Origin of the sequence: Dermacoccus sp. UBA1591 (genome assembly GCF_002322065.1) — a bacterium.
GTDB classification, from domain to species: domain Bacteria; phylum Actinomycetota; class Actinomycetes; order Actinomycetales; family Dermatophilaceae; genus Dermacoccus; species Dermacoccus nishinomiyaensis.
This window is the reverse complement of the sequence record NZ_DCNR01000018.1, coordinates 8,931-23,181: the sequence shown is the minus strand read 5'-3', so window position 1 is coordinate 23,181 and position 14,251 is coordinate 8,931. Positions and strand designations below refer to the sequence as shown.

The following is a 14,251-nucleotide window of genomic DNA, read 5'->3' as shown; positions in this document are numbered from 1 at the left end:
ACCCATTGGAAAAATTAGGGATCGACTCTAGGGTGAAACTCATGGAGACGTCGCGCAGCCAGTCGGATCACCCGGTCAGTTCGCCGAACCAGAATGCATCGGCTTCGTCAGAGAAGCCCTTGGCACTCGTCGCGGGAGCCTCGCGCGGGCTGGGTTTTCTCGTCGCCACCGCCCTCGCCGACGCCGGGCACCGCGTCGTCCTCGCATCTCGCTCCGCCGACGCCCTGGCGAAGGCCGCCGACACGCTTGTCTCCCACGGCCACGCGCGCAGTGCCGTCTCGACGATCGTCATGGACGTGAGTGATCGCGACGGGGTGGCTCGAGCCGTCGCCCAGGTCGAGCGCGAGCACGGCCCGATCGACGTCGCCATCCACGTCGCCGGTGTCATAGAGGTCGGCCCGGCCTATAACACGACGCACGAGCACATCGAAGGCGCGATGAACATCATGGCGTGGGGGCCGATCAACCTCTCCGACGCCGTCATCCCCGGCATGCGCGAACGCGGGCGCGGGCGCTTCGGCGTCGTCACCTCCATCGGCGGCCTGCTGAGCGCACCGCACCTGCTCGCCTACTCGACGGCGAAGTTCGCGGCCGTCGGCTACACCGAGGGCCTCGCCGCGTCGCTCGCCGGCACGGGCGTGAGCGCCACCGTCATCGCCCCGGGGTTGATGCGCACCGGCTCGCACACGGCCGCACAGTTCTACGGCAACGCGCAGGCCGAATACGCGTGGTTTGCGCCCGCCGCGTCGCTGCCGTTCGTCAGCATGGACGCGACGAAGGCCGCGCGACGCATGGTCGACGGCGTCCTCGCCGGCAAGCCGTACGTCATCCTCACGCCCGCCGCGAAGCTCGGCGCACGCGTCCACGGCGTCATGCCGGGCGTGACGACGCGCGTCATGGGCCTCGTCGGGCGTGCGCTGCCCGGGCCCGTTCCCGGTGCGACGACGCCTGTCCCCGGATCGAAGCTCGCACCGAAGGCCGGACGATTCGTCAAGCTCCTCACGACGCTCGGTGATCGCGCGTCGCGCAGCAACCTCGAACCCGAGGGTTGAGCGGCCCCGGGTCGCGCCACCCGAAGATTTGAACCCAACCACCCGAGCATCCCAGACCCCCGACGAAAGGCACGCACCATGTCTGCTGGAACCCCGAAGTCCGACATCTCGCAGGAGCAGGTCGTCGAGATCATGCGTGGTGAGCGCTTCGTCATGCTCACCTCGATCGCAGTCGACGGGGCCCTGCACAGCCACCCGATGACGCCGCAGGAGGTGACGGACGACGCCGACGTGTGGTTCTTCGTCGGCCTCGGCACCGAGCAGGCGCAGGCGCTGCAGAGCAACCCGCAGGTCAACCTGTCGTTCGCGCACCTCGGTTCGTGGCTGTCCGTCGCGGGACGCGTCGAGTTCGTCGACGACCGCGCCAAGGTCGACGAGCTGTGGGGCGACGACGTCGCCGCGTGGTACGACGGCGGCAAGGACGACCCGGACCTCGGTCTCGTCCGCGTCGTCAGCGAGTCCGCGCAGTTCTGGGGCCAGCCCGGCGGCAAGGCCTCCGCGCTCGCGAGCATCGTCAAGGCGCGCGTCAGCGGCGAGCGTCCGAAGGGCCAGAGCGCCACGACCGAGCTGTGACGAACCCGGGAGCCGAACCGACGCGCGGCGGCTCCCGGCACCACGCTCCCCACCACCCCATCCCCACCACCTGATCGCCGCACGTCGCGGTGATCCTCTCGAGGAGAAACTGATGCGAGCACTCACCTGGCAGGGCCAGGGCAAGGTCTCGGTCGAGCAGGTCGCCGACCCGAGCATCCAGGAGCCCACCGACGCGATCGTGCGCGTCACCTCGACCGCGATCTGCGGTTCGGACATGCACCTCTACACCGTCCTCGCGCCGTTCCTGACGAAGGGCGACATCCTCGGCCACGAGTTCATGGGCATCGTCGAGGAGGTCGGTTCGGGCGTCACGAACCTCAAGCCCGGCGACCGCGTCGTCGTGCCGTTCAACATCTCCTGCGGCCACTGCTGGATGTGCAACCGAGGCTTGTTCGCGCAGTGCGAGACGACGCAGAACGTCGACCAGGGCACCGGCGCGAGCCTGTTCGGCTTCACGAGCCTGTATGGTGCGGTGCCCGGCGGCCAGGCGGACTACGTCCGCGTGCCGCACGCCGATTTCGGCCCCATCAAGGTGCCCGAGGCCGGCGAGGACGAGCGCTACCTCTACCTGTCCGACATCCTGCCGACCGCGTGGCAGGGCGTGCAATGGGCGAACGTGCGCCCCGGCGACACGCTCGCCGTCATGGGCGCCGGCCCCGTCGGTCAGCTCGCCGTCGCGAGCGCGCAGTACCTGGGGATCGAGGACGTCATCGTCGTCGACCGCGTGCCGGAGCGCCTCGAGCGCATGAAGGCCCGCGGCGCCCGCACGATCAACCTCGACGACCTCGACGGCTCGCAGGTCAGCGCCGTCGGCGACGCGGTGCGCGACCTGACGGGCGGGCGCGGTGCGGACGGCGTCGTCGACGCCGTCGGCATGGAGGCACACGGCAACCCGGTTGCCGCTGCGGGCCTGTCGGCCGTGAGCAAGCTGCCGTCGGCGATCTCGGAGCCGCTCGCGAAGAAGGCCGGCATCGACCGTCTCGCCGCGCTGCACGCCGCGATCGACAGCGTCCGCCGCAGCGGCACCGTCTCCGTCTCCGGTGTCTACGGCGGCGCGCTCGACCCGATGCCGATGATGCAGATGTTCGACAAGGGCATCGCGATGCGCATGGGCCAGTGCCACGTCAAGCAGTGGACCGACGAGCTGCGCGACGTGCTCGTCGACGCCGACCCGTTCGGCGTCGAGCAGCTCGCGACGCACCGCGTCGGGCTCGACGAAGCGGCGACGATGTACGACGTGTTCCAGAAGAAGCAGGACGGCTGCCAGAAGGTCGTCCTCAAGCCCTGACGCACTGACGGCCTGGGATCGGGTCGGCGTCCACCGAGACGCTGGGCCACCCGGCCGCCCGGCCACCACAGGATGGCGGGTAACTCACGGGTAGGCGCGCGGTTAGGCGCCGACCTGTGAGTTACCCGCCATCGTGCGTTCTACGTCCAGGCGGCGCCGCCTGGAATGGTGCGCGGAATAGTGCGGGCGCGACGGGCGCTGCAGTGAGCATGACGCCCGAGCAGTACGCCGCGAACATCGCCCGCGCCCTCGACGTGCAGGATCAGTCGGTGCGGTTGCAGGCCGCGATGGCGGCGGGCACACATCCGCATCCCGACCTGCTGGAGACGCTCGTGCGTCGCTGCGGCGTCGAGCCCGACTTCTTCGTCCGCGAGACCCTCGCCTGGGCGCTGACGCGCCTGCCGGCTGACGACGTCCTGCCGCGCGTTCAGCGCGAGCTGGCGTCGAAGAACATCCAGGCGCGCACGCAGGCGTTGCACGTGCTGTCGAAGGTCGGCGACGAGCGCGCATGGCCCTGGATCACGCCCGAGTTCCTGCACGACGCCGACGACGATCTCGCCCGCACCGCTTGGCGCGCGGCCGCCGCACTGGCCCCGCAGAGTCAACATGGCTCTCTCGCTGACGAATTGGTCGAAGAGTTCGGCCGTGGTGACGCCGGCACGCAGATGGCGTTGAGCGTCGCATTGCTCGGTCTCGGCGACGCCGCCGTCCCAGCGGTCAGGTCGGCAATCCGGAGCCAAGACGCGGCCGTCACCGAACATGCTCGCGCGACCGACCTGCTGCGCACCCGCCCCGAGCTCGCGTTCGACGGCGCCGTCGAGGAAGCCAAGCGCATCGTCGCGATGGGTTGAGCGCGTCGGCCCCACCCCCGGCCATACGACGGGAGAGCGGGTAACTCACGGGTAGGCACGCAACTACGCGCCGACCCGTGAGTCACCCGCCATCCCATCGTCGAAGGTGACGCAGCGGCCGCCCGCTCCCCCGGAGCTTGGAATCACAACACCTGGGGCCGCGCAGTACCAGGCCGGCCTGTCGCCGTCGGTGCGGGGCTTGTCGATGCCGACGTTGGCACGGCTGTGCGTTCTGGGGCCGGCTACGACGGTCGCGATGAACGCGGCGACGGCCTTGCGCGCCACCTCGGTGACCTTGACCTGCCCGTAACGTCTTCGCGGCCTTCCCGGCGCGTCGAACGCGGCGTTGACGTCCCTGGCGCCGCTGATCGGCGACGTCGCGACGACCTGGCCGGTGCTGGGGTTGACGACATCCAGTCGGCCCTCCCCGTGTGCCTCGCCGTCGATGACGTTGCACAGCAGGGTGCTGATGAACTTCACCTCGAATGTAGCGGCGGCATGCACTGTGGTGCGCGCCATACTTGAATGACCCTTGTTTTTACTGGCCAGCAGGTGGCGCCCATGAAAGCGCCTCGGGAGGGACGCCACACATGGCGGACACCACCGACCAACCTGGGCAGCTGGGGTCAGGCCGCGTCAGGGCGGTCAGGCAGGGCGAGGCGCCCGCGCGGTCCAGCGGGGTGACTCGTCCGACGGCTCGCCAGCGGAGCGCAGCGGATGTCAGCTCAGCGCAGCGTCGCGGCCGCTTCGGCATGGGCGGCGACGAGGCGTTCGATCTGGCTGTCGGCGCGCACGATGAGGTCGTCGAGTTCGGCGACGTCGATGCGCGCATCGTTGATCGCGAGCACGCGCATGCCCTCCCAGCCGGCCCGCTTGCCACGAACGGCCGCCAGCAGCGCCTCGAGTTCGAGCACGTCGCTCAGCGGCGAGCGGCGCACGAAACGGCCGTTGAGTTTCACGCGGCTGACGGTCTCGCCGACGCTCAGCGCGAGCTGCGCGAGCCGCGCCTCACCCACCCCGAGCGCGTCGGCCATGACGCGCAGGCGTGCGCGGTCCTCGGCGATCTCCCGCGTCAGCGTCGCGAGCACCTTCCGCGTGCGCGCCGAACTCTGCGAGCGCGACGCGCGCTCGAACAGGTCGAGCCCACCCTTCGATGCGGCCCAGTGATGAGCGACGTAGCTGGTGACGAACTTGTCGCGCGATTCCATGATCGACCTCCTGCAGGTCTGCGAGAACGGGTGTCACCGTCAGCCTAGGAGGTCACCGTGCGCGCGACCAGCCCGACGCAACTCGGTGGATGTCGGAAGTTCGTCATGGTTGATTTCCTTGTGTCGCAACATGTTGGCAAGGTATCCCCATGTCGTCCCACCCGAGCCCGGATGGAGCCGCACACCTCCGTCTGGCGACGGGTGAGGAGTCGAGGGGCACGCCCGCACCCCGCGCACTGCGCGTCACCCTCGTCGACGACGACGCCCTCGTCATGGCCGGTTTTCAGGCACTGCTCGCGCCCTACGCCGCACGCGTCGAGGCGACGTGCAGCCGCGGCGTGCCCACCGAACCCACCGACGTCGCGCTCTTCGACTGCTTCGCCGCCCCCGAGCCGGGGTGGGCGACGCTGGCGCGCCTGCGCGACACAGCCGCCGTCGCGCGCCTCGTCGTCTACACCAACGACCCTCCGCAGGCGCACGTCGGTGCGCTCACCGACTTCGGCGTCGCGGGCGTGCTGACGAAGCACGCGACGGCCGACGAGCTCGTCACCGCACTCGAACGCGTCGCCCGCGGCGAGCGCGTCGTCGACCCCGCGTTCCCCGTCGAGCTGGGTGACGACTGGTGGCCCGGGCGCGCCGAGGGGCTCACCGAGCGAGAGGCGCAGGCCGTCACGCTCATCTGCCGCGGCCTGCCCAACGGCGCGATCGCGCACGAACTCAACGTCTCCCTCAACACGCTCAAGAGCTACATCCGCTCCGCCTACCGCACCATGGGCGTCGCCTCCCGCAGCGAGGCGGTGCTGTGGGGCGTCGCCCGCGGACTGCACGTCGACGGCCGGCCCTGACGCGCTCACCACTTTCCAGCATGGCGCCGCGCAACGGCGGTCCATCAGGCAGCCGACGCTTCACCTCCTTGCGGGTGTGGCGCGAAACACGGTGAGCGACAACACTTCTCATCACCACCGACACCTCACGACCCTTGATCGTCGGATCGCTCGAAGGAGAGCTGTGCCCCGCCTCACCGTCGCCGTCGTCGCACGTAGCGAGCTGTTCGGATGCGGCGCGATGGCGGCTCTCGACGCGTTCGGCGTCGCGACACGCCTCGTGCTCGTGCGTGGCCCGGGCCTGCGCGCCGAGGATCTCGCGCTCGATGCCGACGTGGCCGTGCTCGAGTGGAACGAACCCAACCGCAACGCCTGGGATCAACTACGCGCGCTGCACGCCGCGAACCCGACGACGAAGCTGCTCGTGTCGTCGCTGCACACCGACGAGGCCGCCATCAGCCGGCTCCTCGCGCACGGCGCGTCGGGAGTCGTCGGACGGTCGGCGAGCGCCGCCGATCTGCGCGCCGGGGTCGATGACGTGGTCGCGGGCCGAATCGTCCGCCCCGCGGTGCTTCGACCCTCCCCCACGGACGCGCGGCCGACCGTCCCCTCCGACGGGCTGACCGCACGTCAGGCGCAGATCGTCGATCTCATCTGCTCGGGCATGCCGAACGCGCAGATCGCCGAGCGCCTGCACCTGAGCGTCAACAGCGTCAAGTCGCACATCAGAGGCGCCTACCGCGCGATGGACGTGCAGACGCGCCCTCAAGCCGTGTTGTGGGGTCTGGCGCGCGGCTACGGTGGTCATGTGTCTGACGATCACTGGCCGCCAGCTGCGGCACCCACCTCATCATCCGGCTCGTCGACGCACCCAACCGATGACGACGAGTCGCAGGCCCCTGACCTCGCCGACTGGCTCGCCGAACAAGCCGACGCGGGCCTCGAGGGCGCGGACGAGGCAGCCATCCGCGACGTCATCGGCGCGATGATCGAGCACCCTCGGTTTCCGTGCCTCGGAGCGCGTTCGGCGCTGAAACGCGACGGCGCGCTCGTCCGCGTCTTCGACGACATGACCGATGACGCGTGTCTCTCGACGCTCAGCGCTGAGCTGGCCGACTTCGCCGCGATCGAGCGTGGCCCGCGCGAGTTCGGCTCGTTCATCGCCGTCTTCCGTCGCCCGCGGGTGGGCGACGAGCGGGAGTTCGAGAACCTCCTGTGGGGCATGCTGCAGCGATTGCACGATCGTGACGACGCGCCGTGGGCCGAGCGCGTGTCGCCCGACACGACGTCACCGCACTTCAGTTTCAGCCTCGGCGGCGTGCCGTTCTTCCTCGTCGGGCTGCATCCGCAGGCCTCGCGCATCGCGCGCCGTGCTCCGCTGACGACGGTCGTGTTCAACCTGCACGATCAGTTCGAGCAGCTGCGAGCTGACGGCGGCTTCGACCGGATGCGCGACGCGATCCGCCGCCGCGATGCTGCGTTGCAGGGTTCGATCAATCCGGTCGTCACCGATCATGGACGCTCGTCGGAGGCGCGTCAGTACTCTGGGCGGCACGTGGAGGACGACTGGCGTGCCCCGTTCACCGCGCACCCTTCGAAGGAGAATCCTGATGACTGACCCGCGACGCCCGCGCTCCCCCCACCCGCCGACGCCGCGGCCGCCGTACGCGGGCGGCCCCGAAGCTCCCGCCGACGGTTGGTCGCGCATCGCCCCGCAGACGGGGGTGCTCGTGCCGCTGGCGGCCGGTCAGGTGCTCGAGGTCGTCGACCCGTGTGGTGAGCAGGTGAGCGACTTCTACGCCGTCATGCAGGACGACATCGCCGAGTGCTTCTCGGCGGGGCGCACCGTCGACTACAACAACACGTTGTACCCATCGACGGGGCACCGGTTGTGGAGCAACCGCAGCAGCGTCATGGCGACGATCGTCGCGGACTCGGTGGGCATCCACGACATGACGGTGACGCCGTGCAGCCAGCAGACGTTCGACATCCTCTACCCCGAGTTCGACGGCGCCCCGCACCCGAGTTGCTTCGCGAACCTGTGCGGCGCGCTCGAACCCGTCGGCGTCGCGCCCGACCACATCGGCACGACGCTCAACATCTTCATGGACGTGTGGACGAGCCCCGACGGTGAACTGCACATCGACCCGCCGCCGACGCAGGCGGGCGACGTCTTCGCCATCCGCGCCGAAGCCGACCTGTTCGTCGGGCTGACGGCCTGCTCGGCCGAGAAATCGAACGCCGGCGTCTGCAAACCCATCGACTACCGGGTGCGCTGAGGCGCTGACGTCGCACCGGTCCTGTCAGCGAAAGTGGCGAAACAGGCGGCCGTTCAGGCCCCGTCGGGGCTCAGGCGCTCCGAGCAGAATGAGCATCGAGACGGCCCATGTTGTGTCACGAAAGCGCGAAATAGCGCGCGTTCATGACACACCATCCTTGGGTGGGGAGGCGTTGTGAGCCGACACGGCGCTCCGATGGTCAGCAGAACGTGACGCCCGACCCCGCCCATTTGGTGCCGTCCTTGATGAAGGACGCGACGTTGAGCGTCACGGTTGTCGTGCCGTAGCCGTCGACAGTCACGAGGTAACTGAGCGACACGGAGGCCGGGTTGGCGCTGCTCGCGCCGGAGGAGTTCGTGAGTGAGATGCCGATGTACGTGTTGCAGACCTGGGCTGTTGAACCGGCAGGACCACTGCAGCCGCCGTTCGGCGTGCCGGCTGTACCGGAGCCCGCGACGCCGGTGCCGCCCGTCAACGCGTAGCTCTTGCCCTGTGATGTACGACGCAACCGTCCCTTTGTGCGTGCTCGACGGGGCGCCCGTCATGCCCCCGAGCGCCCCGTCGTCACGCGTCAGCGCAGGTTCGTCGGCAGCTCCTCGAGCAGGCGCAGCCAGAGCTCCGACGACGTCGGGTAGCTCGGCACCGCGTGCCGAAGGACGCCGACCGGCACCTGGCCGACGATGGCGACCGTCGCCGCGTGGACGAGTTCGGCCGCCTCGTGGCCGACGAACGTCGCGCCGAGCAGGCACCCGGTGGCACGGTCGACGACGATCTTGGCGCTCCCCACACCGTCGTCACGCAGCAGAGCCGTACCCGCGGCGCTCGCGAACGGCACCGCGACGGTGACGACGTCATGCCCCGCTTCGCGCGCCTGAGCCTCGCTCGAGCCGACCGCCGCGACCTGCGGGTCCGTGAACACGACCTGAGGGACGGGAACGTCACGCGGCGGCGGCGTCTCGTGCGCGCCGGCGAGTCGGGCGCCGAGCACGCGCGCCTCGTACTTGCCCATGTGTGTCAGCGGCGCGCCGCCGCCGGCGTCACCGATGGCGTGCAGCCAGGTCGGCAGGCGCCCGGCGCGCACGTCGTCCGCGTTGACGCCGACCGCGTCGAGACCGACGTCGTCGAGGCGCGGGCGACGGCCGGTGGCGAGCAGGAGTTCGTCGGCGACGATCCGCTCGCTGCCCGATTCATCTCGTTCGACGGTGAGCGTCACCGGCCCGCCGTGCACGCGACCGAGGCCGGTGTCGGCGGCGCCGGCGCGGCTGGCGTCGGTGATTCGGGTGGCGAGGCGGACGTCGACGCCGGCCGTACGCAGCGCGTCGAGGACGGCCGCGCCGGCGAATGGTTCCTGGTCCGTGAGCAGCGCATCACCGCGCACGAGCATCGTGACGCTGCTGCCGAGGGCGCGCATCCACGTCGCGGCTTCGCAGGCGACGACCCCGCCGCCGACGATGACGAGCCGGTCAGGCACCTCGACGACGCCCGTCGCGTCACGCGACCCCCAGGCGTGCAGGTCGGCGAACATCGGCGGGACGACGGGCACCGAACCCGTCGCCAGCACGAGGGCGACGTCCGCTTCGACGACGGTGCTCGCGCCGCCGTCCGAGCTCACGCTCACCGTCTTCTCGCCGATGAGACGCGCGTGGCCGCGCATGACGTCGAGGCCTGCGCCCGTCGCCCAGTCGAGCTGGGAGGTGTCGTCGTAGTGCGAGACCCACGCGTCGCGGCGTGCGAGCAGCGCTGCGACGTCGAGCTCGGCGGGCCGCAGGCCGGGCAGGTGCTCGCTGGTCGCCCTGACGTCGAGCGGGCGCAGCAGCGCCTTGCTCGGCATGCACGCGTAATAGGAGCACTCACCGCCGAGCAGTTCGCCCTCTATCAGCAGGACGCTCAGCCCACCGTCATGGGCGTACTGAGCGACGTTCTCGCCCGTCGGCCCGCCACCGATGACGATGACGTCGACGCGGCGCACGCCGTCAGTGCCGTCAGACTCGGACGGGCGGTGAGGATCGGTGGCCGCGTCCGGACTGTCGACGCGGGGCACGCCGTCAGGACCCTTGGGCTCGGCGGGCATGCGTCCGTCCTTCGCCGTGGTCTCGGGTGCGCCGTGGACGAGGTCGACGTATTCGCGGTGACGCCCGATCCAGCCCTTGATGAACGGGCACAGTGGCAGCACGTCGTGAGTGCCGTCGGCGCGCACGTCGTCGAGCGCGAACCTCGCGACCTGTGAGCCGACGCCCTTGCCCTCGTAGCTCGGATCGACCTCGGTGTGCGTGAACACGATGAGCTGATCGGTGAGTTGATATTCGGCGAACCCGGCGAGGGCGTCACCGTCCCACGCCTCGTAGCGGTTGGCGTCGGTGTTCTTCGTCAACGTCAGGTCGGACACGGCGTTCTCCTTCGATGGGGTCGGGCTGAGCGAGTCATGCGACGGGCGGTCCTCGTTGCGGGGCTGGGCATATGGTCGGCGGGTTCGTCGCGATGCGACGTGTGTCGCGTTCGCGAGCCATCGTCACCCTCCGCCGCGCCCGCGACGGTTGCGCGGGCGCAGGCGAACCGGGGGCATGGTCGGCGCGGGGATGCGCTCGACGTCGCCGACATATCCCTCGACCGAGCCGAAACGCTCTGCACCCGCCTCGTATTCGTCGCGCGCGAGGACGATCTCGTCGTGGCTGCGGCCGATGAAGTTCCACCACATCACGATCTCCTCCTCGAACGGCGTGCCGCCGAGCAGGATGACGCGCGCGGGCTCATCACCGACGTCGAGCGTCAGCGTCGCGCGGCCTTCGTCGACGCAGCCGAGGTCGCCGCGTTCGAGGCGCGCGCCGTCGAGGGTGACCGTGCCGGTGTCGACGAGGATGCCGTGCTCGAACCCCTCGTCGACATCGAGGGTGACACGCGCGCCCGCGTCGAGGCGCAATTCGGCGCCGAGCAGCGGCGTGTGCGTGACGATCGGCGAACCGGCGACGCCGCGCAGTTCGCCGATGAAGACGAGCGCCGAACCCTGACCGCTCGGTAGCGGCACGCACTCGGGCGCGTGATGTTCGAACGCGCGGTCGCCGTCGCGGGTCACGTCGGGCAGTGCCACCCAGAGCTGGACGCCGTGCAGCGTCTCGGTGCCGGGCGTCGAGACCTCGGAGTGGACGATGCCGTGGCCGCTCGTCATGAGGTTGACCTCGCCGGGGCGGACGACGGCGTGCGCGCCACCAGAATCATGGTGTTCGATGGCGCCCTCGAACAACCACGAGACCGTCTGCAGCCCGGTGTGGGGGTGCGGCGGCACGTCCATGCCGACGCCGCGTTCCGGGCCGTAGTGGTCGACGAAGCACCACGCCCCGACGAACGAGCGGTCGCGGTGCGGCAGGGTGCGTCGCACCTCGAGGGCACGCAGCCCGCCGAGCGGAACCTGGCGGGGTGAGAGAACCTGAACGACGCCCTCGACGGGGCGTTCTGCGGTGGGCGCCTCGTTCGCCTGGGCGACGATCGCACCTGCAGGGTCGAGTCCACCGGCGGCCCTGACGTCGGCGTCGGCGCCTGACGTGCGGGCACCGACGTCGCGGGTAGTGGTTCCAAGAGCGCCGTCGCGCGGGTATGGCGGGTGGGTGTTGTCGTGAACACCGTCGCCCTGGATGCCGGACGGGTAGGCGCCGGCGCCGGCGTGATGCGTGGCGGTGGTGCGGGCGCCTGTGTCCTGGGTGTCGTCGAGCATTTCAGCGCTCCCTGGTGTCGACCGTCAGCCCCGACGAATGGGGCCCTCATGTCACCCAAGCACCCACGGTGTGCAGGAGCAACAGTCGGCCGATCGTTGTGCACGAAAATCGCAGATGTGGACGAAAATCGCAGTTGGGTCGCTCTGCACCGTTAGGAGGGAGGTCGTGGGAACCGTCGCGCCGCGCAGGCTCGCTATCACTCACTCGCGCGTCGCTCCTGCCAAATCCCCAGCCTGTCATGCCGCAGATGAGTAGGACCCCCGCCGGGCGACTTCGTCGCTGATCCGGCGGGGGTCCTACTCATCTGCGGAGGGCGTGGGATTTGAACCCACGGTTGGTTTCCCAACTCCGGTTTTCAAGACCGGTGCACTCGGCCACTATGCGAGCCCTCCTCGTCGCTGCACCAACCGCGAACACCACGCGCAACGACCCTTCGAGCGCATCGTCATCGACGCTCCCAGCAGGGCCGAACCCAGGCGTCGCACGGCAACCGGGCAACGAGAAACCATCGTAAGGCACTGGCGCGCCAACGCAGATTGGGTAGGCTCGACGGCAAGTTGTCCGTTCACATGAAATGGAGCCACATCATGGGCAAGATCTCCTTCCTCGCCGGCGGCGTCGTCGGCTACGTCCTCGGTACGCGCGCTGGGGAGAAGCGCTACGAGCAGATCAAGAAGCAGGCCGACAAGGCCTGGAGCAACCCTGCCGTGCAGGACAAGGTCACCGCCGCGACGGAGACCGTCAAGGCCAAGGCGCCCGTCGTCGCCGCGGCTGTCGGCCAGAAGGCCGCTGACGTCAGCAAGGACGCAGCGCATGGCGTCGCGAGCAAGGCGTCGGACGCCAAGGACGCGACGACCTCCAAGGCCGCCGACGCGAAGGACGCCGTCTCGTCGAAGACGTCCGGCGGCAAGCACGCTGCGAAGGACGACAGCGACCTGCCCGAGACGATCCACCGCGACTCCAAGGGCGACCTTCACGCCGACACGAGCGGCTTCGGCCCCGGCGGCGAGAAGCTCCCCTGACCCCCACCCACTCGATTCGCCCTGACGCTCGAGGCGCACGACGTGCGACGAACCCCGCGTCAGGCGCGACATCTCGCGGGATTTCGCGTAGATTCGCAGACAGCGCGGCCTAACACAGCCCTTCGGGTGGCTGTCTCGGCCACGACCAGTCGGATAGAACAGGATTGATTCATGAACCGCAGTGACCTCGCCAGCACCATCGCCCAGCGCACCGGCGTCAGCGTCAAGGACGCCACCGCCGTCCTCGCCGGCCTCAACGACGTCATCATCGAGGCCGTCGGCCGCGGTGACAAGATCCAGCTCCCCGGCCTGCTCACGATCGAGCGTGTCGAGCGCGCCGCCCGCACGGGCCGCAACCCGCAGACGGGCGCCGAGATCGAGATCCCGGCCGGCTACGCCGCGAAGGTGACGGCCGGTTCCAAGCTCAAGGCCGCCGCCAAGGGCTGAACTGCCTGATCTGACGAAGGGGGCCGTTTCACCACATCGGTGAAGCGGCCCCCTTCGTCATGCCTGGCCGCGCGCCAGTCACCCGACAATGGTGCCCGGCTTTCGGGCAATCGATCCCCAGAAACCCGGGCAACATCGAGGTCAACGCGGGGGCAGTGCACACGATCAGATGTAGACGGCAGGGTCGCTGAACGGGTCGTGCTCGACGGCGGGCACCCGCACCTTCGCGGGCACACCGACGGCGACGCCCGTCGCGGGCACGTCCTTGACGACGACGGCGTTCGCGCCGACCTGAGCGCCATCGCCCACGACGATCGGGCCGAGGATACGAGCGCCCGCACCCACCGTCACGCCGTCCCCGAGCGTCGGGTGACGCTTGACCTTCGCGAGCGTCCGCCCACCCAGGTTGACGCCGTTGTAGAGCATGCAGTCGTCGCCGATCTCGCTCGTCTCCCCGATGACGACGCCCATGCCGTGATCGATGAAGAAACGCCGACCGATCGTCGCACCGGGATGGATCTCGACGCCGGTGACGGCCCGCGTCACCTGCGATCCGAGACGCGCCGGCAGCTTCCAGCGGCCGCCGCGCTGCCACATCGCATGCGTGACCCGGTGGCTCCACACAGCGTGCAGACCAGGCGAGGCGAGCGCCATCTCCAACCGCGAACCCCCGGCGGGGTCGCGTGCGAGGGCCGCGTCGACGTCCTCGTTCATCGTCTCCAGCGCAGCCCTTGCACGCGTCAACGGGTTCTTCGCCACCGTCATCTCCTCGAACTCGACTCTCGCCCAACAGCTCTGCTCATCATCGGCGCACCCGCCCGGGGTGCCCGAACGCCGGGGCGCGCGGTGCAGCACCACGCGCCCGGCCGATGAGACGGATGTCAGTCGACGATGCCCTCGAACAGGATCGTCGACAGATAGCGCTCACCGAAGCTGGGGATGATGACGACGATCGTCTTGCCCTTGTTCTCGGGGCGCG

Annotated in this window: 15 protein-coding genes, 1 tRNA gene and 1 pseudogene; 9 read left to right on the top strand and 8 right to left on the bottom strand. The window is 69.8% G+C overall.

All coding sequences use genetic code 11. From position 1 onward, the window contains the following. The first annotated feature begins 41 nt into the window (after positions 1–41). The 4 genes from B2284_RS01780 to B2284_RS01765 all read left to right on the top strand — a co-directional run bounded on the left by B2284_RS01780 (position 42) and on the right by B2284_RS01765 (position 3,785). A complete protein-coding gene (locus tag B2284_RS01780) occupies positions 42–1,052 on the top strand; it encodes an SDR family NAD(P)-dependent oxidoreductase (protein WP_074039727.1) in 1,011 nt (336 codons plus the stop codon). A 78-nt stretch (positions 1,053–1,130) separates the two neighbouring features. Continuing rightward, positions 1,131–1,625, top strand: a complete 495-nt coding sequence (locus tag B2284_RS01775) for a pyridoxamine 5'-phosphate oxidase family protein (RefSeq protein WP_062256511.1) — start codon at positions 1,131–1,133, stop codon at positions 1,623–1,625. 112 nt (positions 1,626–1,737) lie between these two features. Continuing rightward, entirely contained in the window at positions 1,738–2,934 is a 1,197-nt protein-coding gene (locus tag B2284_RS01770; protein WP_062256513.1) for a zinc-dependent alcohol dehydrogenase, read from the top strand. Positions 2,935–3,143: 209 nt separating this feature from the next. Then, entirely contained in the window at positions 3,144–3,785 is a 642-nt protein-coding gene (locus B2284_RS01765; protein ID WP_240742524.1) for a HEAT repeat domain-containing protein, read from the top strand. Positions 3,786–3,848: 63 nt separating this feature from the next. Here the strand turns inward: B2284_RS01765 and B2284_RS01760 are convergent, their stop codons facing one another. Both B2284_RS01760 and B2284_RS01755 read right to left on the bottom strand, forming a co-directional pair. Then, on the bottom strand, positions 3,849–4,304 hold the full coding sequence (locus tag B2284_RS01760) for a hypothetical protein (RefSeq protein ID WP_006946703.1): 456 nt from the start codon (positions 4,302–4,304) through the stop codon (positions 3,849–3,851). Positions 4,305–4,510: 206 nt separating this feature from the next. Then, on the bottom strand, positions 4,511–4,993 hold the full coding sequence (locus B2284_RS01755) for a hypothetical protein (RefSeq protein WP_006946737.1): 483 nt from the start codon (positions 4,991–4,993) through the stop codon (positions 4,511–4,513). 149 nt (positions 4,994–5,142) lie between these two features. On the opposite strand from B2284_RS01755, the gene B2284_RS01750 reads away from it, so the two are divergent. From B2284_RS01750 to B2284_RS01740, 3 genes are all read left to right on the top strand, one after another. After that, the gene (locus B2284_RS01750; protein ID WP_006946720.1) at positions 5,143–5,838 is read left to right on the top strand and encodes a LuxR C-terminal-related transcriptional regulator; all 696 of its coding nucleotides are present in this window, start codon (positions 5,143–5,145) and stop codon (positions 5,836–5,838) included. Between the two features lie 163 nt (positions 5,839–6,001). Then, positions 6,002–7,435 carry a guanitoxin biosynthesis heme-dependent pre-guanitoxin N-hydroxylase GntA gene (gntA, locus tag B2284_RS01745; RefSeq protein ID WP_083607339.1) on the top strand — a complete coding sequence of 478 codons (1,434 nt, stop codon included), beginning with the start codon at positions 6,002–6,004 and terminating at the stop codon, positions 7,433–7,435. Continuing rightward, a complete protein-coding gene (locus B2284_RS01740; RefSeq protein ID WP_006946721.1) occupies positions 7,428–8,096 on the top strand; it encodes a DUF1989 domain-containing protein in 669 nt (222 codons plus the stop codon). The genes gntA and B2284_RS01740 overlap by 8 nt, the downstream gene beginning before the upstream one ends. 199 nt (positions 8,097–8,295) lie before the next feature. Here B2284_RS01740 and B2284_RS01735 read toward each other — a convergent pair whose 3' ends face one another. From B2284_RS01735 to B2284_RS01715, 4 genes are all read right to left on the bottom strand, one after another. After that, positions 8,296–8,604, bottom strand: a complete 309-nt coding sequence (locus tag B2284_RS01735; RefSeq protein WP_040014962.1) for a hypothetical protein — start codon at positions 8,602–8,604, stop codon at positions 8,296–8,298. A gap of 63 nt (positions 8,605–8,667) precedes the next feature. Continuing rightward, the gene (locus B2284_RS01730; RefSeq protein WP_136788583.1) at positions 8,668–10,482 is read right to left on the bottom strand and encodes a GNAT family N-acetyltransferase; all 1,815 of its coding nucleotides are present in this window, start codon (positions 10,480–10,482) and stop codon (positions 8,668–8,670) included. A 123-nt stretch (positions 10,483–10,605) separates the two neighbouring features. Continuing rightward, complete coding sequence (locus B2284_RS01720) at positions 10,606–11,802, bottom strand: pirin family protein (protein WP_006946936.1); 1,197 nt, start codon at positions 11,800–11,802, stop codon at positions 10,606–10,608. A gap of 308 nt (positions 11,803–12,110) precedes the next feature. After that, a tRNA-Ser gene (locus B2284_RS01715) sits at positions 12,111–12,195 on the bottom strand. A 195-nt stretch (positions 12,196–12,390) separates the two neighbouring features. Here B2284_RS01715 and B2284_RS01710 point away from each other — a divergent pair. Then, complete coding sequence (locus tag B2284_RS01710) at positions 12,391–12,825, top strand: hypothetical protein (protein WP_006946922.1); 435 nt, start codon at positions 12,391–12,393, stop codon at positions 12,823–12,825. A gap of 171 nt (positions 12,826–12,996) precedes the next feature. Further along, positions 12,997–13,272 (top strand): HU family DNA-binding protein, encoded by a 276-nt coding sequence (locus B2284_RS01705; protein ID WP_006947090.1) that lies wholly within the window; start codon positions 12,997–12,999, stop codon positions 13,270–13,272. A gap of 165 nt (positions 13,273–13,437) precedes the next feature. Here B2284_RS01705 and epsC read toward each other — a convergent pair whose 3' ends face one another. Both epsC and B2284_RS01695 read right to left on the bottom strand, forming a co-directional pair. After that, positions 13,438–14,037 (bottom strand): serine O-acetyltransferase EpsC, encoded by a 600-nt coding sequence (epsC, locus tag B2284_RS01700; RefSeq protein ID WP_050786596.1) that lies wholly within the window; start codon positions 14,035–14,037, stop codon positions 13,438–13,440. 116 nt (positions 14,038–14,153) lie between these two features. Then, positions 14,154–14,251 (bottom strand): annotated as a pseudogene (locus tag B2284_RS01695) (cysteine synthase A); the annotation flags it as partial.